Consider the following 20174-nt stretch of genomic DNA (forward strand, 5'->3'; position numbering starts at 1 on the left):
CTTGCCCTTTGTTTATCTGTTGGCGTGATACACCCCAACCACCTCTTGCCACCATTGACCGCGCTCGACTGTCAGGGCAACCGCCCTCAACCGCGAATATGGTCGATAAAGGCGTCGATCTGCTCGCGAGTGCAGGCAGGGTTCATAAATACCGCCTTCTCCCCGGCGATGTAGGAGTACTTGCCGCGGGCGTCATAGTCGGAGTGGGCCACCGCCTCCACCCAGTTGGTGTAGAGCCCGACTTTGCCACGCCCCTTGAACAGGCTGCGGTGATAGTCGGTATTGCGCTGCAGCCGCGCCTTGTAGGCGGGATCGCTGGAGCGCGCCAGTTCGAAAGCGAACTCGGCCTCCGGATCGCTCACCCACTCGGGGTTGTAGATCTTGAAGCCGACGCTCGGCCCCTGATTCTCCTGCGCCACCAGCTTGACGTTGCCAAGCTGGCTCAGGCGATAGCGGAAGTAGTTGGCATTTTGCAGGCAGTGGGCCAGCACGATGCGATACCCCTCCACTCCCATGTAGTTGAGCGCCGCATAGGCGCCAAACAGGCCACTCGCGCCACGGGAGCACTCGATGGTGGATTGCAGGTGGGTCTGCCCCTGAATGTCCCGCTCGAAGTAGGAGAAGTTCTCCGGGTCATTCTCCATCGCCTTGAGGTCATCCTGCTCCTTGATCATCACCAGACTGGAGGTGTAGGGCACATAGCCCCACTTCTGGAAGTCGACAGTGAAGGAGTCGGCATATTTGAGCTCGGCAAAGCGCGCTACGTTGCGCTCGATCCCGGCCAGGGTTGCGGCATTGATGCCAAGCGGGTTGGCGGCAAAGTCGTAACCCAGGAAGAAGATCATCGACCAGCCGATGGCGGCATCGACGTGGATGTGAGGTTTGACCGCCACCTCGAACTGCTCGCAGAGGCGATTGCGCAGCTCGAACACGGGTTTCACCTGATCCACCCCGAACGTGTCGGTGGTGCCCATGGTGAGCATGATGGTGGGCACCACGTGTTTCAGGGCAAAACAGGCGGTCAGGGTGCACTCGAGGTGGTCGAGATCGATGTCATTGTTCTCCCCCACCTGAATGCGGATAGTCTTGTTCTCGATATCGACCCCGAGCAGGGAGAGGTTGGTGATGTTGGAGTAGTGACCGCCCTGGGAGTTGATGATGCGGTAATCCTGATAGTGGCCTAGCCCCTTGTGCTTGGCCTCCGGCAAGGTTTTGCGAATGCCGAGCAGGTAGCCGTAGAGGTTACAGAAGGTCCCCCCCTGGGTGAAGATGCCGGTGGCCCGCTCGGGGTCATAGCCTGCCAGCAGCGCAATCTGGCGCACCACCTTCTTTTCCAGCTCCTCGGCGACCCCGGCGTATTCGGAGTAGACCAGATTGGGGTTGGCCAGAATGCCCAGCTGGGCACCGTAGATGGCGGGATCCGCCGACATGGTGATGACGTTCTCGACGCTGGAGGGATTCTCCCAATCCTTCGATAGCGCGGCTGCAAACAGCAGCTCGGCCATCGGCTCGCCCGGAGTGCGCATGGTGGCGGGCACCGGCATGGTCTCGCAGAGATCGGCCAAGCGGGCGCGGCCATCTGGCCAGGCGTTCAGGCGGGCATCGGGGGCCAGGCCACGGGCCCGAAATTCGTTGAGGGTGGCAAATCCGGGTTCGCGAAAAACGGGCCAGAGATCGGGATTGCGCGAGAAAATGTTGGCTTTGACGGTGGCGAAACGGGCGGAGAAATCGGGGTGGACGGCATTGACGCTTTCGTCTTGCAGATAAACTAAGTCACTCATTTTTATACCATTAGTACAGCAAATGTGCGGCCGTTATACCCCTGTACCAGCGGGGCCGACAGTGACAATATCTAATGGCCTACCCTACTTTTTGTCATGTATCAGCCAGCACAAGGGCTGGCAAAAAGGCGCCTTTGAGGCGCCTCTTTATATTTCGTGATCTTGCTCCCATCCTGGCTGACAGCGCCCTCACTACCAGACCATCATCTGCGCAGCGTCCCCCTCAACGCAGGGAGGTCAACAGCCACTCGGCAAACTCCGCCAGCTCGCTCTGCTGCTGCGGGAAGGCCGCCAGCCAGGGATGCAGGCGCGCGGCAACAGCGTCCGGTCGATAGCCGCAACCCGCCAGTTCGGCCGCCAGCAGATCAAACGGGGCCGGCTCCAGAGTATCGCTAAAGAGCTGTGCCCGGGTGATGACCCCTTTCTCCACATCAAAGTGCAGCTCCACCCCGCCCCAGCTGAACCGCTCCTCCAGCAGATGGCTGAAAGCCGGTGCATGGCCGTAGTTCCACTCCCAACTGCGCTGGCGAGCGAAGGTCTCGGCAAAGCCCGGCAGATCCGGCATCTGCTCCGGGGAGATATGCTCGGGCTCAACTCGCGCACCGTAATGGTGGAAAAAGGCCTCCTGCAGCGCCTCGCTCACCTGTTGATGGTCGATCCCCGGTAACAGTTCGCACAGATTGGCCACCCGGCTGCGCACCGAGGTGATCCCCTTGGCCGCCAGCTTCTTGGGGTCGGGGTTGAGGTAGTTGGCAAGGCGGCCGAGATCGGCATCCAGCAGCAGGGTGCCGTGGTGGAACCCGCGATCCAGAGTCTCCCGATAGGCCGACCCCGATACCTTGCGCTCCCCGTCCGGGGTCGCCACCAGCAGATCGTTGCGACCGGAGGCAAACGCCTCGATCCCCAATCGCTTGAGCCCATCCAGCACGATGGCGGTGGAGACGCTCTTGTCATACTCCGGCTTGCCCGCCATGAAGGTGAAGCAGCTGTTGCCAAGGTCGTGGAACACGGCGCCGCCACCGCTGCTGCGACGCGCCAGGGTCACCCCGTCCTCTTCCATGCGGCGGGTATTGCACTCCTTCCACGGATTCTGGGCACGGCCAATCACCACGGTATTGGCATTGCGCCAGAGGAACAGCACCCGCTGGCCGGGATCCATCTGGCGGAAGATGCACTCCTCAACGGCCAGATTGAACAGGGGATCGTGAGAGTCGGAGACAAGCAGACGCAAGCGGGACATAAAAAGACCTTATCCGGAACTGGGGGCAGCATGATAACACTGACGAGGTACCATCACTGAGCCATCGCACATTAACCGGTGTGCAGCAGCCGCGATACATTTGCGTCACACCTGACCTCCCCATAAAAGTATCTATTGATATAACGACACAGCTTGACGTGCAACCACGGAAAAAATGCAGTCAAGCCACAATGACAACGATAAAAACGGGAAAAAGTGGCTAGAATGCGACCACTTCGATAGGCCATATGACTCTCTTATTGGTCACATAACTTGCAAAAAAACGGCATGTATCCATCCCGTGTGATGAACGACACAAAAATGACTTCCCAACCCCCCTATACCCTATTGCAAACGCCTTTTCTCCCCTTGCAGGTGACACAAAATTGCTTGAATCTAGCCTAGACACCGCTCCCGAGAGAAACGTTGTATGACGGAGAACGCAGCCCCCCGCCAGCCCCTCAGCTGGTTTATGCCAATGCTGGTCAGTATGGTCATCGCGACCCTGACCTCTCCCCCCGTGCGAGCCGGCGAGCAGGTCATCGTCCAGTTGCCGTGGCAACACCAGTTCCAGTTTGCCGGTTACTATGCGGCCATCGCCAAAGGGTTTTATCGGGAGGCCGGTCTGCATGTCACCCTGCGCGAAGCGGACTCCCGCACCGATGTGGTCAGCGAGGTGATCTCGGGAAAGGCCCAGTTTGGCATCAGCGGCAGTGATCTGCTGCTGGATCGGGCTGCCGGTCGTCCGGTGGTGGTGCTCGCCGCCCTGCTGCAGCACTCGCCGCTGGTTCTGCTCACGCTGGATCGGCCAGATATTCGCAACCCGGCCGACCTGGCCAACAAGCGACTGATGCTGGAGCCTGGCTCCAACGAGCTGCTGACCTACCTTTCCTACCATACCCGCAGCCGCGACTGGGTCACCCTTCCCTACAAACAGGGGATAGAGGCACTGCTGGCGGGCAAGGTGGATGCCATCAGCGCCTACAGCACTACCGAGCCCTTCTATCTGCAACAAAAAGGGATCCCCTATCGGGTCTTCAGTCCGCGCACCATCGACTTCGACTTCTACGGCGACAACCTGTTTACCTCCGAGCGGGAGCTGATCACCCGACAGGATCGGGTCTATGCCTTCCAGCAGGCCAGCCTCAAGGGGTGGCGCTATGCGATGGATCACCCCGAAGAGATGATCAACCTCATCATGGAGCAGTACCCGACCGGGGCTGGCCGTGAACAGCTGGAGTTCGAGGCTCGCGAAACCAGAGAGCTGATGCAGCCAGATCTGATCGAACCTGGCTACATGCAGCAGGAGCGCTGGCTGCAGATCGCCAAAACCTATCTGGAGGCGGGCATGCTCACGGTATTGCCCAACCTCGACCGCTTTATCTACGACCCGGCGCAGGAGCGGCTGCGCCAGCAACGGCTGCTGCTCGACAAGAGCGTGGCGGTTGCCATGCTTATCACCTTTACCCTGATGACCCTGCTCGGCATCTTCTTGCACCTCTATCTGCGCCTGCGTGAGGAGGCGCGGGATCGCCAGCGGCTGACCCGTGAACTGGCCCAGAGCGAGCAGCACTATCGCTTCGTGGCGGAGAACAGCGCCGATGTGATCTGGACCATGGATGCCGCCAGCTTGCGCTTTCGCTATATCAGTCCTGCCATCGCCCCCCTGAGCGGCTACGAGGCCCCCGAGCTGTTTGCCCTGCCCCTCAAACAGTTGCTGCCGGATGCCTCAAGGAAACTGCTGCGTGAGGAGATCTCCGCAACCCTGGAGGCATGGCAGCGGGGAGAGCATGACCAGACCCGCCGGGTCATTCGCACCCAGCTGCGCCACAAGGATGGCCATCTGGTGGCCACCGAGACCATCACCACCCTCCATGGCAACCACAATGCCCAGCCTGAGGCGATCCTCGGGGTCACCCGGGATATCACCGAGCGGGCAGCACGGGAGGAGATGATGCGCCGCCTCGCCTTCTACGACCCCCTCACCGGGTTGCCCAATCGCCGCTTGCTGCAGCAACGGCTCAAGGAGCTGATGGAGCAGGAGACGCCCCGTCCGCTGGCATTGATGTTTATCGATCTCGATCACTTCAAGCCGATCAACGACACCTTCGGCCATGAGACCGGGGATATTCTGCTCAATATGGTGGCCGAGCGGATGAGCCACTGCGTGCGCAAACAGGATCTGGTGGCACGGCTGGGGGGCGACGAGTTCGTTATCTTGCTGCCGGAGACCGGCGACGAAGTGCTGGCAGTAGCCGACAAGCTGCACCAGCAGCTGCGCCATTCGTTCCAGCTGGAGGGGCAGGAGCTGCTCATCTCCAGCAGTATCGGGCTGGCGCTCTACCCCGAGCACGGGGAGGATGCCAAGACCCTGATGCACCACGCCGATCAGGCCATGTATCAGGCGAAGAATCGCGGCCGCGGCCGGGTCTGCCTCTTTACCGAGGGCCTTGATCCCGAGCAGGGCGCCCTGCTGTGGCAACCCGGCCACGAGTGCGGTCACCCGCGCATCGATGCCGAGCATCGCCAGCTCTTCGTGCTGACCAACCGGCTGCTGGAGCGGATGAAAGATCAGCACGAGGATCCGGCCCCGTTTCTGGAGAGTCTGGAGAGCCTGTTCGACATGGCTCGTCACCACTTCGCCTTTGAAGAGCAGATGCTGGCGGAGATAGACTATCGGGAACTCGTCAGCCACCGTCAGGATCACCAGCGCCTGCTCAACAAAGCAAACCAACTGCTGCACGCCGCCAAAGCGGGGACGCTGGGCAACGACGAGCTGCTCAACTTCATCATTCAGGAGCTGGTAGTCGGCCACATGAGTCAGGCCGATCGCCGCTACTTCCCCCTGTTCAGATCTGAGCGCAGCGTGCCGGTTGCAGAGGGGGTCACCTAGTCCCCCCTGTTCAGACCCGAGCATAACGCGCCTCTTGCGAAAGGGGCGCTCTAGTCACCGCGCAGGGCAACAACTGGGTCGAGACGCACTGCCCGCAGCGCAGGAGCGACCCCGGCCAGCAGGCCCACCAGGGCGCTGCAACCGAGCGCCAGCAGCAGATAGAGAGGATGGAGGGTGAGCGGCAAGCCGGCCGCCAGCAGGGTGAGCAGCAGCTTGAGCCCGCCGAGCAGGGCCAGCCCCATGGCCCCGCCCAGCAGCGCCAGCACCACGGCTTCGAGCAGGAACAGCAATAGAATGCGCCGCCGTGGGCAGCCCAGCGCCATCAGCAAGCCCACTTCGGGGATCCGCTCCTGCTGGGCGATGCTCATGATACTGAAGATGCCGACCGCCCCGATCAGCAGCGAGATAATGCCGAGCCCGCCAACCGCCAGCTTGATGATGGAGAGGATCTTGTCGAGGCTGGTCAGCATGTCCTGCTGGGAGGTGAGGGTGAAATCCTCGGCGCCGTGGCGGGCGATCAGCACCCGCCGGATCTGGGCTGTGATCTCGGCCTCTGCCTGCCCGGCGCGATAGATGACGTCGATCTCCTGCAGCCCCTCCTTGTTGAACAGCGCCTGGGCGTGAGCGGCTGGCAGATAGATCATGTCGTCCAGATCAAAGCCGAGAAATTGCCCCTTGGGGGCCAGCACCCCAGCCACCCGAAAACGGCGATCACCGGCGCGCAGCAGGTTCCCCGGTGCATCGCCACCGGGGAACAGCTCAGCTGCCACCTTGGCACCCAGCACCGCATAGGCGCGGGGCATGGCACTGTCATCCGCAGGCAGAAAACGCCCCTGCACCAGGGTGAGCCGCCAGCCGGAGAGCGCAGCCGGACCTGTGCCCAGAATGGCGGTGCTGCGGGTCAAGCCGCGGCTGCGCACCTCCCCCTGCCCCTGCACCACAGGGAGCGCCGCCTCTACCCCTGCCAATCTGGCGAGGGCATCGGCATCCTCCAGCAGCAGGGGACGGCTGCTGGAGAGGATGCCGGGCGGGCCGCCGGCGGTCTCTGTCTTGCCCGGGGTTACGGCGATCAGCCGGGTACCAAATTGGGAGAAGCTGTCCAGCAGATAGAGCCTGAGCCCCTCGCCGATGCCGGTGAGCAGGGTCACCGAGGCGATCCCGATGGCGATGCCGAGCGCCGACAGCAGGCTGCGACTGCGCCCCGCCAGCAAGGCGCGCCAGAGCCAGAACAACAGATCGGCGGCGCGCATCAGCCACCGCTCCACTGCCCGCTGCGCAGGCTGCTGACCGGATCTTGCCGTGCCGCCCGGGAGGCGGGCAGCCAGCTAAAAAACAGCCCGGTCAGCAGGGCCGCAGGTATGGTGCAGAAAGTAGCGAGCAAGGGGACCGCCGCAGGAAATCCGGGCCAAATCACTCCGGCGAGGGCAACAAGGGCATAGCCCAAGACCGTGCCAAACAGCGCGCCACTGCCGCTCAGCTGCAGCGCCTCCCACAAAAACAGCTGGCGGATCTGGCGACTGTCGGCCCCCAGCGCCTTGAGCAGGCCGATCTCGCCGGTGCGCTGGCGGGTGCTGATCAGCGCCAGATTCATCATCATGATGCCGGAGACCAGCAGGCTGATGGCGCCGATGCCGGCAACTGCCAGGGTGAGGGTCGAGAGAATGGTGGAGAAGGTGGCCAGCATGGCGTCGCGGCGCACCACGGTCACATCGAGCACCCCGTGGCGCGCCTGCATCAGCTGCTCCAGTTGCTTGACCAGCGGGGGCACCGCTTGCCCCGCCAGCGGCTGGATCAGCAGCCGAAACAGCCCCTCGGTGTTGAACAGCCGCATGGCGCTGCCCACCGGGATCAGCGCGGCCTCGGCCATATCCATCCCCAGATTGCTGCTCTGGCTGGTGAAGACCCCCACCACCCGAAAGCGGCGATTGTCAAAACGCAGCCACTGGCCGACCGGATCGACCTGACCGAACAGCTCACGGGCCACCTTGGCCCCGAGCAGGACGACCGGTCGATCCTCTGCAGCATCCCCCGGCAGCCAGCGGCCGGAGAGCAGCTCCAGCCCGTGGGTATCGCGCAGCCCGTTGCTGCTGCCAAGCAGCATGGTCTGGCGCAGCCGCGCCCCCTGCTTGGCCTCGGCAAAGCCCATCACCAGCGGCACCAGCCGCACGTTTGGCTGGTGCTGGCCAAGGTAGTGCATATCATCGAGAGTGATCTGCCGCAGACTGTTTCCGGTGACCGGCGGCAGCCCGCCGGTGGTCTCCTTGCGGCCCGGGAACATCACCAGCAGATCCTTGCCAAGGGAACTGAACTGGTCGGCCACATAGCGCCTCGCCCCCTCCCCCAGCGCGGTGAGCAGCAGCACCGAGGTCACGCTCAGACTCACCGCCAGGATCAAGACCAGCGCCCGTGAGCGCTGGCGCAGCAGGGCCACGGCGGCAAAGCGGATCACATCGGGGCGCCGCATTCAGCCACCGCCGCTATCAATGTTGATGCGGCCATCGTTCATCAGGATCCGCCTGCCCGCCCGATCACCGAGGCGCGGGTCGTGGGTTACCACCACCAGCGTGATCCCCTGCTCCCGGTTGAGCTCCTCCAGCAGGGTAATCACCTCCTCCCCGGAGCGGGAGTCGAGATTGCCGGTGGGCTCGTCGGCCAGGATCAGCCGCGGCGCCATTGCCATGGCACGGGCGATGGCTACCCGCTGACGCTGACCACCGGAAAGCTCGGCAGGGCGGTGTCCGGCCCGGTTCTCCAGCCCCAGCTCCCCCAGCAACTGCTGGCTGCGACGATGGCGCTCGGCGGGGGCGATCCCGCACAACATCAGCGGCAGCTCGACGTTTTCACGGGCGGTGAGGCGGGAGATGAGGTGAAACGACTGGAACACGAAGCCGATGCGATGACCGCGCAGCTGGGCCAACGCAGGTTCTGACAGAGTGGCGGTGTCCTCCCCTCCCAGCCAGTAACGCCCCTCATCGGGCCGATCCAGCAGCCCCAGCACATTGAGCAGGGTCGATTTGCCGGAGCCCGAGGGGCCCATCACCGCCAGATACTCCCCCTCGGCAACCCGCAGGGAAACGCGATCGAGGGCGGCCACTTCGCTCCCCCCCAGAGTGAAACGACGGCTGACGGCATCAAGGCGAATGAGATCACTCATCCGCCTGCTCCGTAGCGGCGCCAAAAGGGCCCTCCCCGACAATCTGTCCGGGCTGGGCGGCCAGCCGATCACCGGCGGCGAGCCCCTCGGCGACTTCAATCCAGTTCCAGTTCTCCACGCCCCAACGGGGCACCACCCGCACCAGCTTATCCCCTTCCAGCCGCAGCACACTGCCATCGTCGGCCCGGCTGCTGGCCGCTACCCGCAGCACATCGGTGGCGCGGGTCACCTCGACCTCAAGGTCGGCACTGTAGCCGATAAGCAGGGGTACATCGGTGGGCACAGCGGTGAGCGCCGCCTCCACCTCCACGGTGCGGGCCTGCTTCTCCAGCTCCTTCACATAGGGGGCGATGCGGGTGACGGTGGCGGCAAAATCGCGCCCGGGCATAGCATCGAGCAGTACCCGGGCAGACTGGCCCACCTTGAGGCGGGCGGCATCCACCTCATCGATGGGGGCTGAGACATACAGACACTTATCATCGATAAGATCGATCACCGGAGGCATGGCCACTCCGGGCGGTGAGGGGGTCATGTATTCGCCCAGCTTGCTGTTGACCTCTGCCACCACACCGGCAAACGGCGCCTGCAGGCGGCGCTCGCTCAAGCGAGCCTCCACCTGGGCGACCTGCGCCTCGTCAACCCGCTCCTGCTGACGGGATGCCTGACAGACATAGCGGCGGGTATCGGCCAGATTCTGGGCCTGCTCGGCGAGGGTGCGGGAGGTGAGGTTTTTGGCCAGCAAGGTGGCCAGCCGGTTGGCCTCCCGCTCGTAGTAGGCCGCCTCGCTGCAACGCTCCTCGCGCTGGGTCTTGCCAAGGGCCTGCTGGGCACGGGCACGGGCAAGATCGGCGTGAATATCGTCACTCCAGAGGGTCAGCAGCAGATCTCCCCGGGCTACCCGCTCCCCGGCCTTGACGGCGATCTGCTCCACCACGCCGCCTCCGGGCAGACTGAGTCCGGCCCGCTGGCACGACTTGATGGTGCCAGCCCGGGTGTTGACCACAGTGACCAGCACATCACCCCGCCCGACCTCAGCCAGCCTGATCGGCGTCGGCTGCGGTTGCCACCACCATGCCAGAGCAGCCGCCGCTACCACAGCGCCACTTCCCCACCACAACCAACCTCTCTTCATCGCGCATCCTTTCGCTAGTGACTCCCGTCATGTGCGTCGGGAGAGCAGGGCATAATAGAGCAAGGGTATCACCACCAGGGTGAGCAAAGTGGAGACCAGGATCCCGAAAATCAGGCTGATGGCCAGTCCGTTGAAGATGGGATCATCGAGGATGAACAGGGCTCCGATCATCGCCGCCAACGCCGTCAGCATGATGGGTTTGGCCCGCACCTGCGCCGCTTCGATCACCGCCTGCTCGAACGCCACTCCGGCGCTGCGCTGCTGCTCGATAAAGTCCACCAGCAGGATGCTGTTGCGTACGATGATCCCGGCCAAGGCGATCATCCCGATCATCGAGGTAGCGGTAAACTGGGCTCCCAGCAGGGCGTGGCCCGGCATCACCCCTATGATGGTGAGCGGAATGGGCGCCATGATGATGAGTGGCACCAGATAGGAGCGGAACTGGGCCACCACCAGCAGGTAGATGAGGATCATCCCCACCCCGTAGGCTAGCCCCATGTCGCGGAAGGTCTCGTAGGTAATCTTCCACTCCCCGTCCCACAACAGCGCCACCTCTCCCAATTTATCGGGCTGCTGCACGTAATATTGGGGCAGGTCGATGTCGGCACCGGCGGCAAACATGCCGTAGAGCGGGCTGTCGGTATGGCCACCCATGTCGGCCACCACCATCACCATAGGCTGCATGTTCTTGTGCATGATATAGCTGGGTGCCAGCTCATCACGACGACTCACCAGCTCGGAGACCCGCACCAGCTGGCCGCTCTGGCTGCGCACCTTGAGGGCCAGTACGCCCGCCAGATCCCGTTTGTCACCGGGAGCCAGTTCGATGCGGATCGGCACCGGATACTTGGCACCATGCCCCTGCAGCCAGCTGGCATCCTGATAACCCACCCCGCCATTGAGGGTGCTCACCAGGTCGCCGAGATCGACCCCAAGCAGGGCCGCCTTGCTGCGATCCACCACCAGCCGCCACTTGGGCTGCGGGTCGGTCAGATAGATATCCACATCCACCAGATCCGCCGTGGCTACAAAGCGGGCCTGTACAGCGCGCGCCGCCGCTTCACGGGCGGCAGGCGTCGGGCCATACACTTCCGCGACTATGGGTGACCAGACCGGCGGGCCGGGCGGCACCTCAACGACTTTCAGGTTGCCCCCTGCCGCACTGGCGATGGCCTGCAGCGGCTCCCGAACCGACTGGGCAATCTGGTGACTGCTGCGATCCCGTTCATGCTTGTCCACCAGATTGACCTGAATATCCCCCACGTTGGCGCCGCTGCGGACAAAGTAGTGGCGCACCAGGCCATTGAAGTTGATGGGGGCGGCGGTGCCGGCGTAGATCTGGTAATCCTTCACCTCAGGCACCTTGGCAAGCTCTCGCCCGACCGCCAGCAGGGTGCGCTCGGTCTGCTCCAGGGTCGCCCCCTCCGGCATATCGAGCACCAGCTGGAACTCCGACTTGTTGTCAAAGGGGAGCATCTTGAGCACCACCCACTGCACCACCGGCATGGCAGTAGCCGCCCCGACCAGCAGCAACACCGCCAGCCAGAGCTTGCGTCTGGCCTTCTTGGCGCCATCACCGATCAGAAAAGGGGTCATCAGCCGGTGAAAGAGACCAGCCTTGGCCTCGCCGTGGGCACCGTGCACCTCACCCTTGAGCAAATGGCTCGCCAGCCAGGGGGAGAAGATAAAGGCCACCAGCAGGGAGATAAGCATCCCCATGCTGGCATTGATGGGGATGGGGCTCATGTAAGGGCCCATCAGCCCACTGACAAAGGCCATCGGCAGCAGGGCCGCGATGACGGTCAGGGTCGCCAGTATGGTCGGCCCCCCCACCTCGTCCACCGCCCCCGGAATAAGCTCCTTGAGCGCCCCCTTGCCCAAACCGCGATGGCGGTGGATGTTCTCCACCACGACTATGGCGTCATCCACCAAGATGCCGATGGAGAAGATCAGCGCGAACAGCGACACCCGGTTGAGGGTAAAGCCCCACGCCCAGCTGGCAAACAGGGTCAGCGCCAGGGTGATAACGATGGCAACGCCCACTACCAGCGCCTCGCGCCAACCCATGCTCACCAGCACCAGCAGCACCACCGCCGTGGTGGCAAAAATCAGCTTGCCGATCAGGGTGTTGGATTTGGTCTCGGCGGTAACGCCGTAGTCCCGGGTCACCGTCACCTCGACCCCGGCAGGGATGAGCCGGTTCTGCAAACTCTCGACCCGCGCCTCCACCCGCTTGGCCACCTCGACCGCGTTCTGGCCCGGCTGCTTGCCGATGGCCAGGGTCACCGCCGGATAACTGGCCTGCCCCAGCCCCATCCAGCTGCGTTTGGTCGGGGTCTCCTGACCCAGATAGACCTTGGCCACCTCCCCCAGATAGACCGGCTTGCCGTCGTGCAGCCCCACCACCAGCTCTCTAGCCTCCTGCTCACTTTGCAGGAACTGCCCCACCTGCACCTTAATCTCACTGTTGTCTTGCTCGATAGCCTGTGTCGTGCCTACCTGATTGGCGGCCGCCAGTCGCTGGCTCAGCTCGCCCCAGCTGATGCCGTGGGCGCTGAGGGCCGCCGGATCCGGCATCACCCGCAGCACGGCGCTCTGGCTGCCCAGCGTGTAAATATCGCGGGTACCGGGAATGCGCTTGAGTTCGGTCTCCAGCTCATGGGCGACCCGGGTCAGTTCGGGGGCGCCCAGTTGCTTGCTCCCCTCTTTGCTCCATAAGGTCAAACTGACGATAGGGACATCATCGATCCCCCGGGGTTTCACCAGCGGCTGACCGACTCCGATCCCCTGTGGCAACCAGTCGCGGTTGGAGTCGAGCTGGTTGTTGAGATCGACGATGGCCTGCTCGCGGCTTACCCCCACCTTGAACACCACCACCAGCAGGGCACCATCGGGTTGGGAAAAAGAGTAGAGGGTATCAATGCCCTTTATCTGGGAGACCACCTGCTCGGCAGGGGTGGTAACGAGAGAGGCCACTTCAGCCGGGCTGGCCCCCGGGAAGGGAATGTAGACATCGGCGAAGGTGACATCGATCTGCGGCTCCTCCTCCTTGGGGGTCACCAGCACCGCAAACAGGCCGAGCAGCAACCCCACCAGCGCCAGCAGCGGGGTGATAGCCGAGCCCTGAAACAGCGCAGCCAGCCGACCCGCGGGCCCCAGCCTCTCCTTGTTGCCGTTCAGCTCGCTACTCATGGGCCACCTCCTGCTGCTGCGCCCAGGCATCTGGAGCCAGCTTGTCACCGGCTTGCAGCCCGGCCAGGATCTCGCACTGTCCCTCGACACAATGGCCGACCCGCACCGGCGTCAGGGCCCAGCCCGCGGGCTGCTGCAGATAGACGCCGTTGAACTCCCCTTGCCGCAGCAGGGCGCGATCCGACACCTGCAACACCTGACGTTCACCCTGTTTGAGCTGCACCTTGAGCCACATGCCGGGCAATACCCCGGCGGTTTGCGGCGGCAAGTCGAGGCGCAACCTGAAGGCGTGGCTCTGGCTGTCGGCATAGTTGAAGCGGGTCAGTTTGACCGGGGTAACAGACTTGCCATCAGGCAGCAGCACCTGCACATCCGCAGGCTCACGAGCCAGCGAAAGGGCGGATTGGGGCAGCTCCACCTCCACCCGCAAGGTGTCGAGGGAGAAGCCGGAGAGCAGCGGGGTACCGGGGGCGACAGTCTCCCCCAGCTCTACCAGCCGTTTGGTCACCACTCCGGCATAGGGAGCCAGAATGCGGGTATAGCCGTAGGCCTCGCGGGCCTGAGTGAGGGCCGCATCGGCAGCATTGACCTCTGCGCGGGCGGCACGATCCGTCGCCTGGGCATTATCGAGCTGGGCGCGGGTGATCACCCCCTTGGCAATCAGCGCCTGAAAGCGGGCGAGCTGACGCTCGGCTTCCACTTGCTGGGCCTGCGCCCGCGCCAGCCGCGCCTGCGCCCCCGTGACGGCGGCAAACTGCTCTTTGCCGCTGATCTCCAGCAGCGGCTGCCCCGCCTGCACCTGATCGTTCACATCCACCAGCATGCGGGAGACCCGGCCGCTGGTCTGGGCCGCCACCGTCCCCTGATTGATGGCACTGACGGTGCCATCCAGCGTCAGCCAGTCGGTCACCGGCTGTGGCGCCACTGTCAACAAGGGCCCTGGCTCCCCGTCCGCGGCAAAGGCTCGGGGGGATGTCATGGCCTGCGATGTCATCACCAACAAGGTGATCCCCAGCAACCGGATCTTTTCCATCATTACTCTCCTTCCCTGGCATCATCAGTCACTTCACGGGATCAGCCGGTATGGGACTGGCGCACCTTACCCTTTCCCCGAGCTGGCGCCTTGGTCAGCACCCTGGCCAGCCCTCTGTCAAACAGCAAGATCCCGGCCACCATGGCCGCTATAAACAACATTATCATGGGCTGGCCGCTGGAAATGAGACTCAGAGCAGGCCCCGGGCAGATGCCCACCAATCCCCAGCCGATGCCAAACAGCGCGGCCCCGCCTATCAGACGGCGATCCAGCCTGGGGGCCGGTACGGCGGCGATGGGCTCACCCAGCACACTCTGGCGACGGGGTTTCACCAGCAGAAAATAACCCGGCATAAAGACCAGCAGGGCGCCCCCCATCACGAAGGCAAGGCTGGGATCCCAGGCGCCGGCCAGATCGAGAAAACCGGTGACCCGGGCGGGATCCACCATGCCGGAGATGGCCATCCCCAGCCCGAACAACACACCCGCAAACAAACTTGTCAGCAACTTCATGGCGATCAGCCCCTTACAGCAGATGATGAGTGACGAAGACAGTGATAAATCCTGCCGCCATAAAGGTCAGGGTAGCGACAATGGATCGCAGGGAGAGCCGCCCCATGCCGCAGATGCCGTGGCCACTGGTGCAGCCATTGCCAAGACGGGTACCTATGCCGACCAGCAGACCGGCCAGCAACACTACCGCCCAACCGGGCAGGGTAGTTAATGCAGGCATGGTGGCCCAGCCCAGGGTCAGCGCCAACCAGGCGCCCGCCCCGAGCCCCAGCAGAAACAGCACCCGCCACGGCGCACGGTGTTGCAGCGCACCGGCCAGAATGCCGCTGATCCCGGCAACCCGGCCGTTGAACAACATCAGGATCAGGGCCGACAGCCCCGCCAGCATGCCGCCGCCCAAAGAGAGCAGCCATTGGCTTTCCATCATCAAGATTCCTTATTTTCTGAGTGACAAAAATGGGTTTGCAGCGCTCCCAGCACATCGGCGGCCGCCTCGCTCACCAGCGAGTAGTAGATCTGCTGGGAGACCTTGCGCGAACGGATAAGGCCGTAGCGCTTCAATACCGACAGTTGCTGGGAGAAGGCCGACTGGCCCAGCTGGCTGTGGGCCAGCAATTCCCCGACTCCCTTCTCCCCCTCCACCAGTTGGCAGAGCACCAGCAGGCGTTCAGGGTGAGCCAACGCCTTGAGCAGGGAGGCGGCGGCTGTCGCATGTCTGTTCATCTCGTCGAATTGGCTCATAGAAGTAAATTAGCAATTGCTGATATTTGTTCTATTGTATAAAACAACACTAAATTAGCAATATCTAAAATACATGGGGAGAAAGACCATGACAGTAGATAACGGAGTCAGAATCGTCGCGGGTTGTATGTTGCTGCTCTCGCTGATCCTTACCACCTGGGTGCATCCGGGCTTTGTCTGGCTAAGCGTCTTTGTCGGGGTCAACCTGATCCAGAGTGCGTTCACTGGGTTCTGCCCGGCAGCCCTGATCCTGAAGCGCTTGGGGCTGAAGTAACAGGTCGCGCAAGACAGGGGCGGTCCTGCTAGCGGGGCGTCATCGCGCGGCGATGGCTATCGTCGCTCCCTGATGCTTATGGAGGTAGCCAGTCGGCCCCATTATTGACAAACTTGTATCTAAATGTTGCTGGAAGGCCGATAAGGCTTTACCTCACCGCTCTGGATGAGTACCATTTTGCCGTTCTTAACACAGCGGAGACCATCAGTGGGCAACTCATCAAGTGACAGTTGTAGACCGACCCTCATCGTCGGTACCAAGGTCGCGAGCTAGCCGCAGGTCTTTCTCTGCCGCATGCTCGCAACCCTGCGAGAAGCGGAAATCCACTCCCCTCTTCTCCCTTTTTACACTTGACGTCAGGTGATCTGGCTTTGCCATGACACCTTGCCTGCATAGTTTCTGCTTCCCACAAGGAGGCTGCTATGCGTTTTATCTCAATCAAACCGGCTGCGGATCGCGCGGTCGCAACAGGTTCTGTTGCACCCCGGGCTCACCCCCTGCTGAGCAAGCTGGGGCGCGGCATGTTGCCACGCTGGCTGGGCGGCAAACCGCGCCAGCACCACTATAGGCTGCAGATCCGCTGCGAGGATCGCGCCGATATGGAGCAGGTGCTGGATATGGTGAGCCACACCCTGCAACCGGCCGGACTGCAACCGATGCAATCGATGAAACCGGGTCGCAGCGGCGGGCGAGAGCTGGTGCTCAATGTGCACTGCACTCCACCCCAGCGCCGCTATCTGGTGCAGTTTGTTCATCAGGTCGGAGTAGCGCATCCGGTGCGCTGGGAGCTGCGTCCGCGCATCGACACGACTCCCGAACTCAACTGACGCGCATCCTGCTGCACTAACGACCGTTCAAGGGGCCAGCCACGCTGGCCCCACTTGTTGCGTCCTCTCCGAGCGTCAGGGCATCTGATGATGCTCGCGCCCCGGAAGCTAAACCCGGGACGCTGCGTTTTTCTGCTGGCCATCCGCTCAATCCCCCTCTGATCCATCCGCCACCCGGCGTTTCATCATGGATTGTGCCAAGCCAGCTTTCATAAGAAGGAGTACGCCATGAAGATGTGGCAACAACTAGACATGCTCTCACTGCTCGACACTCTGGCTAGCCTGCTGCTCGCCTTTGTGCTCGGCAGTCTGGTCGGGCTGGAGCGCCAGTACCGCCAACGTACCGCGGGCCTGCGCACCAACGTGCTGGTCGCCGTGGGAGCCGCCCTGTTCGTCAGCCTGGCCCAGCGAATCTATGACCTGCACGGCGGCAACTACAACGTGGTCCATGTGGTGGCCTATATTGTCTCCGGCATCGGCTTTCTCGGCGCTGGCGTCATCATGCGCGAGTCGGGCAATATCCGTGGCATCAACACCGCCGCCACCCTGTGGGGTGTCGCTGCGGTCGGCGCCGCCTGTGGCGCCGGGCTCGCCATGGAGGCCATTCTGGGCGCCCTGTTCGTGCTGGCCGCCAACACCCTGCTGAGACCGCTGGTCAACCAGATCAACCGTCGCCCGGTAGACAATCTGGACACAGAAGTTACCTACAAGGTGACAGCCCTGACCCCGCGCGAGCATCAGAAGGAGGTGCTGCACTGGCTCGAGGAGATGCTGGAGCAGGCCAACTATCCCATGAGCGAGCTCGACATCGAGCCGTTTGGCGAGAGGGATCTGGAGATCTCGGCGGTGCTGCTGGCTACCTCCATCGATGGTGACGAGCTCGACGCCCTGATGGTGAAACTCGGCATTCATCCCCATATCAAGCAGATATTCTGGCGCGCCAGCACCACGGATTGAGTTGTCGATCAGAGTCATGGCTCCATCCACCAACGGCAAAAAGCCCCGCCAGCAATGGCGGGGCTTTCTCATATGGGATGGGCGAAGAGTGGCTAGCGGCGGCTGCGCCAGCGCACCCTGGGGGTGATCACCTGGGCAGTCTGCGCCGGGGGATTGCCCGCAATCAGTTGCTGCATCAGCTCGAAAGCGGCGAGGGCCAGCGCCGGACAATCCTGCGCCACCGAGTCGATTCGCATGGGAATGCAGTCGAGCAGGTCGTGATCGTCGAAGGTGCACAGCCGCATCCCTGTCTCCATCAACCCCGCCTCGTTGAGGTAGCGCAGTACCCCTTCCAGCAGGGTAAAGGAGGCGGTAAAGAGCCCCTTGGGGGGCGCTCCCAGCTCGGCCACCAGCTCAGCCATCAGCTGATAACCGGAGCTCGGCTGGTAGTCGCGATGGCGCACCCGGGCGGCATCGGCTTCAAAACCGGCGCGATGGAGCCCCAGCTCATAGCCCGCCAGCCGGTGACGACTAGGGGAGAGATCCAGCAGGCCACCGAAGTAGTAGATCTGCTCGCCACACTCGCTGGTCATGTCCCGCACCAGCTCGGCGGTGGCCTTGCAGGCATCGGAGATCACCATGGGCAGGCGCGACTCGCCAATATGGCGGTCGAGCTGCACCACCGGCAGGCGGTCGTGGATGCGGGCATAGATGTCATCGCTGTGGCCGCTGGAGGCGACAATCAGCCCATCCACCTGGCGGCTGATGAGGTTGTCCACCACCCGCTGCTCGAGGGCGGGATCATCCTCGGAGCAGGCGATCAGCAGCTGGATGCCCGCCTCCCGACAATGCGCCTCGAGGGCACGGGCGATGCGGGCAAAACCGAAGTTGGTGAGATCGGGGATCACCAGCCCCCAGGTGTAGCTGCGGGTCTCGCGCAGGGAGCGGGCGTGAAAGCTCGGCAGGTAGTGACACTCCTCCGCCACCGCCTGAATGCGCTTGCGGGTATCGTCGGCAATCCGGTACTCCGCACTCTTCCCGTTGAGCACCAGACTGGCGGTCGCCTTGGACACCCCCGCCAGTTCGGCGATCTGGGCAATCGTGATCCGTTTCTTCTTCTCCACCTGGCCTCCCGGCTGACTAGAACCGGGCTATTGTACTAGGCACGCCGACAGCGGCCAGTGATTGAGGCAAATTTTGCTGCCATCATCGCCGTTACCTGATGAAAGTTGCGGCTTTTCCCCGGGGAAGTAGCGCACCGACAGGCTGTGACGACCCTCATCGATAAAACACTCCAGACTGGAGCGATCGAACAGCACGGTGATCCGCCCGCCAGCCCATGGGCTGCTGCGGGTCTCCCACGCTCCGCTCTGCCAGTTCTGGCGCCGCAAGGTGAGGCGCCCCGGCTGCCACACCAGCTCGGCCACGGCGCCGAACCAGAGACTCCCCTCACCGCAGAGCTCCATATCGAGCCAGGCCGAGTCGATGGCCAGCCCCGGAAATTCGCCGAGCGTCCCCTCGAAACGGGTCAACTCTCCCTTCAATGCCGCAAGCTCCGCCACTGGCCGCTGGCAGAGCCATTCATCCTGCCAGAACAGCTCCCGCGGACAGCTCATCTGGTGGATCCAGCCGTAAGCGATCGTAGGCTGGCTCATCTCGTTCTCCTCCGGCAGCCCCAGCCAACCGAACAGGAGGCGGCGACCCTGAGTGTCCAGGGTGGTTTGCGGCGCATAGAACTCGAAGCCCCGATCCAGCTCGTGGAAAGCCCCGTGCTCGAAGCACTCGCCGTCGAAGTTGCCAGAAAGCCAGCCGCACTGGTAGAGGTTGCGATAATCCTCGCCTACCGGGGCAATCCCCTGCGGGCAGCTGATCAGCACATGGCGCTCCCCCAGCGGGAAGAGATCCGGGCACTCCCACATATAGCCAAACTCACCCAGCCCCCCTCGCCCGCTACCGGCGATGGGGCCCACCCGCTGCCAGCTTTGCAGGGTGTCGCCGCGATAGAGCAGCACTTCGCCCTTGTCATCCAGGGTGCGGGCCCCCAGCACCATCAGCCACTGCTGGCCGTCATGCCACACCTTGGGGTCGCGCACGTGGCCGCTGTAGCCTTCGGGCAGATCCAGCACAGGCCCCAGCTTGGCAAAACTACCCTCACCGTCGGCGCGGGCCAGACACTGATAGGCGGTGCGGCTGCCATCCGGGTATTTGACATTGCCGGTGTAGATAAGGGTCAGATGCCCCTGCTCGTCGCTCACCGCAGAGCCCGAATAACAGCCGTGGCTCTCATAGGCTTCGGTGGGCAACAGCGCCACCTGCTCGTGCTGCCAGTGCAACAGATCGGTGGAGGTGACATGGCCCCAGCCCTTGTTGCGGTGCTCGCAGCCGAGCGGGTTCCACTGGTAGAAGAGGTGGTAGCGCCCGTCATGCTCGATAAAACCGTTGGGATCGTTGAGCAGCCC

At 63.1% G+C, this 20174-nt stretch carries 17 protein-coding genes; 4 read left to right on the forward strand and 13 right to left on the reverse strand.

The window, feature by feature from the left end:
* Positions 1–86 precede the first annotated feature (86 nt).
* Together G5358_RS07655 and G5358_RS07660 are read right to left on the reverse strand one after the other, a co-directional pair.
* Positions 87–1781 (reverse strand): pyridoxal phosphate-dependent decarboxylase family protein, encoded by a 1695-nt coding sequence (locus G5358_RS07655; RefSeq protein ID WP_421323895.1) that lies wholly within the window; start codon positions 1779–1781, stop codon positions 87–89.
* 223 nt (positions 1782–2004) lie between these two features.
* Positions 2005–3021, reverse strand: coding sequence for a lipoate--protein ligase A (locus tag G5358_RS07660; protein ID WP_421323896.1), 1017 nt, complete (start codon positions 3019–3021; stop codon positions 2005–2007).
* A 430-nt stretch (positions 3022–3451) separates the two neighbouring features.
* Here G5358_RS07660 and G5358_RS07665 point away from each other — a divergent pair, with 430 nt between their 5' ends.
* Entirely contained in the window at positions 3452–5914 is a 2463-nt protein-coding gene (locus G5358_RS07665) for a diguanylate cyclase domain-containing protein (protein ID WP_421323897.1), read from the forward strand.
* A gap of 50 nt (positions 5915–5964) precedes the next feature.
* Here the strand turns inward: G5358_RS07665 and G5358_RS07670 are convergent, their stop codons facing one another.
* From G5358_RS07670 to G5358_RS07710, 9 genes are read right to left on the reverse strand one after another with little or no spacing between them, the layout of a single operon-like run.
* A complete protein-coding gene (locus tag G5358_RS07670; RefSeq protein WP_421323898.1) occupies positions 5965–7164 on the reverse strand; it encodes an ABC transporter permease in 1200 nt (399 codons plus the stop codon).
* Positions 7164–8378: an ABC transporter permease gene (locus G5358_RS07675; RefSeq protein WP_421323899.1), complete on the reverse strand. Its 1215-nt coding sequence runs from the start codon at positions 8376–8378 to the stop codon at positions 7164–7166. Before G5358_RS07675 ends, G5358_RS07670 begins: the two co-directional genes overlap by 1 nt.
* Positions 8379–9068 carry an ABC transporter ATP-binding protein gene (locus tag G5358_RS07680; RefSeq protein WP_069554752.1) on the reverse strand — a complete coding sequence of 230 codons (690 nt, stop codon included), beginning with the start codon at positions 9066–9068 and terminating at the stop codon, positions 8379–8381.
* On the reverse strand, positions 9061–10200 hold the full coding sequence (locus tag G5358_RS07685; RefSeq protein WP_421323900.1) for an efflux RND transporter periplasmic adaptor subunit: 1140 nt from the start codon (positions 10198–10200) through the stop codon (positions 9061–9063). The genes G5358_RS07680 and G5358_RS07685 overlap by 8 nt, the downstream gene beginning before the upstream one ends.
* Positions 10201–10227: 27 nt before the next feature.
* Entirely contained in the window at positions 10228–13392 is a 3165-nt protein-coding gene (locus tag G5358_RS07690) for an efflux RND transporter permease subunit (RefSeq protein WP_421323901.1), read from the reverse strand.
* Positions 13385–14425 carry an efflux RND transporter periplasmic adaptor subunit gene (locus G5358_RS07695; protein ID WP_421323905.1) on the reverse strand — a complete coding sequence of 347 codons (1041 nt, stop codon included), beginning with the start codon at positions 14423–14425 and terminating at the stop codon, positions 13385–13387. Before G5358_RS07695 ends, G5358_RS07690 begins: the two co-directional genes overlap by 8 nt.
* 41 nt (positions 14426–14466) lie before the next feature.
* Positions 14467–14937: a DUF6691 family protein gene (locus G5358_RS07700; RefSeq protein ID WP_421323902.1), complete on the reverse strand. Its 471-nt coding sequence runs from the start codon at positions 14935–14937 to the stop codon at positions 14467–14469.
* A gap of 13 nt (positions 14938–14950) precedes the next feature.
* Complete coding sequence (locus tag G5358_RS07705; protein WP_421323903.1) at positions 14951–15364, reverse strand: YeeE/YedE family protein; 414 nt, start codon at positions 15362–15364, stop codon at positions 14951–14953.
* The gene (locus G5358_RS07710; RefSeq protein ID WP_124243227.1) at positions 15364–15678 is read right to left on the reverse strand and encodes an ArsR/SmtB family transcription factor; all 315 of its coding nucleotides are present in this window, start codon (positions 15676–15678) and stop codon (positions 15364–15366) included. The genes G5358_RS07705 and G5358_RS07710 overlap by 1 nt, the downstream gene beginning before the upstream one ends.
* Positions 15679–15766: 88 nt before the next feature.
* On the opposite strand from G5358_RS07710, the gene G5358_RS07715 reads away from it, so the two are divergent.
* From G5358_RS07715 to G5358_RS07725, 3 genes are all read left to right on the forward strand, one after another.
* Complete coding sequence (locus G5358_RS07715) at positions 15767–15952, forward strand: DUF2892 domain-containing protein (protein ID WP_337073604.1); 186 nt, start codon at positions 15767–15769, stop codon at positions 15950–15952.
* Positions 15953–16374: 422 nt separating this feature from the next.
* Positions 16375–16779: a hypothetical protein gene (locus G5358_RS07720; protein ID WP_227340909.1), complete on the forward strand. Its 405-nt coding sequence runs from the start codon at positions 16375–16377 to the stop codon at positions 16777–16779.
* A 228-nt stretch (positions 16780–17007) separates the two neighbouring features.
* Positions 17008–17736 (forward strand): MgtC/SapB family protein, encoded by a 729-nt coding sequence (locus G5358_RS07725; RefSeq protein WP_201990472.1) that lies wholly within the window; start codon positions 17008–17010, stop codon positions 17734–17736.
* Positions 17737–17828: 92 nt separating this feature from the next.
* Here G5358_RS07725 and G5358_RS07730 read toward each other — a convergent pair whose 3' ends face one another.
* Entirely contained in the window at positions 17829–18839 is a 1011-nt protein-coding gene (locus G5358_RS07730; RefSeq protein ID WP_227094968.1) for a substrate-binding domain-containing protein, read from the reverse strand.
* 27 nt (positions 18840–18866) lie between these two features.
* The coding region (locus tag G5358_RS07735; protein WP_421323904.1) for a glycoside hydrolase family 32 protein at positions 18867–20174 on the reverse strand (1308 nt) is incomplete at its 5' end.

It is taken from the genome of Aeromonas sp. 604176 (assembly GCF_049170755.1).
Taxonomy (GTDB): Bacteria; Pseudomonadota; Gammaproteobacteria; order Enterobacterales; family Aeromonadaceae; genus Aeromonas; species Aeromonas veronii_A.

What these genes read in the sequence shown, in the direction of transcription:
- G5358_RS07705 (WP_421323903.1), bottom strand. Translation starts at nt 15,364, where the DNA reads ATGATGGAAAGCCAATGGCTGCTCTCTTTGGGCGGCGGCATGCTGGCG.
- G5358_RS07685 (WP_421323900.1), bottom strand. Translation starts at nt 10,200, where the DNA reads ATGAAGAGAGGTTGGTTGTGGTGGGGAAGTGGCGCTGTGGTAGCGGCG.
- G5358_RS07680 (WP_069554752.1), bottom strand. Translation starts at nt 9,068, where the DNA reads ATGAGTGATCTCATTCGCCTTGATGCCGTCAGCCGTCGTTTCACTCTG.
- G5358_RS07690 (WP_421323901.1), bottom strand. Translation starts at nt 13,392, where the DNA reads ATGAGTAGCGAGCTGAACGGCAACAAGGAGAGGCTGGGGCCCGCGGGT.
- G5358_RS07700 (WP_421323902.1), bottom strand. Translation starts at nt 14,937, where the DNA reads ATGAAGTTGCTGACAAGTTTGTTTGCGGGTGTGTTGTTCGGGCTGGGG.
- G5358_RS07720 (WP_227340909.1), top strand. Translation starts at nt 16,375, where the DNA reads ATGCGTTTTATCTCAATCAAACCGGCTGCGGATCGCGCGGTCGCAACA.
- G5358_RS07670 (WP_421323898.1), bottom strand. Translation starts at nt 7,164, where the DNA reads ATGCGCGCCGCCGATCTGTTGTTCTGGCTCTGGCGCGCCTTGCTGGCG.
- G5358_RS07660 (WP_421323896.1), bottom strand. Translation starts at nt 3,021, where the DNA reads ATGTCCCGCTTGCGTCTGCTTGTCTCCGACTCTCACGATCCCCTGTTC.
- G5358_RS07715 (WP_337073604.1), top strand. Translation starts at nt 15,767, where the DNA reads ATGACAGTAGATAACGGAGTCAGAATCGTCGCGGGTTGTATGTTGCTG.
- G5358_RS07695 (WP_421323905.1), bottom strand. Translation starts at nt 14,425, where the DNA reads ATGGAAAAGATCCGGTTGCTGGGGATCACCTTGTTGGTGATGACATCG.
- G5358_RS07725 (WP_201990472.1), top strand. Translation starts at nt 17,008, where the DNA reads ATGAAGATGTGGCAACAACTAGACATGCTCTCACTGCTCGACACTCTG.
- G5358_RS07710 (WP_124243227.1), bottom strand. Translation starts at nt 15,678, where the DNA reads ATGAGCCAATTCGACGAGATGAACAGACATGCGACAGCCGCCGCCTCC.
- G5358_RS07665 (WP_421323897.1), top strand. Translation starts at nt 3,452, where the DNA reads ATGACGGAGAACGCAGCCCCCCGCCAGCCCCTCAGCTGGTTTATGCCA.
- G5358_RS07675 (WP_421323899.1), bottom strand. Translation starts at nt 8,378, where the DNA reads ATGCGGCGCCCCGATGTGATCCGCTTTGCCGCCGTGGCCCTGCTGCGC.
- G5358_RS07655 (WP_421323895.1), bottom strand. Translation starts at nt 1,781, where the DNA reads ATGAGTGACTTAGTTTATCTGCAAGACGAAAGCGTCAATGCCGTCCAC.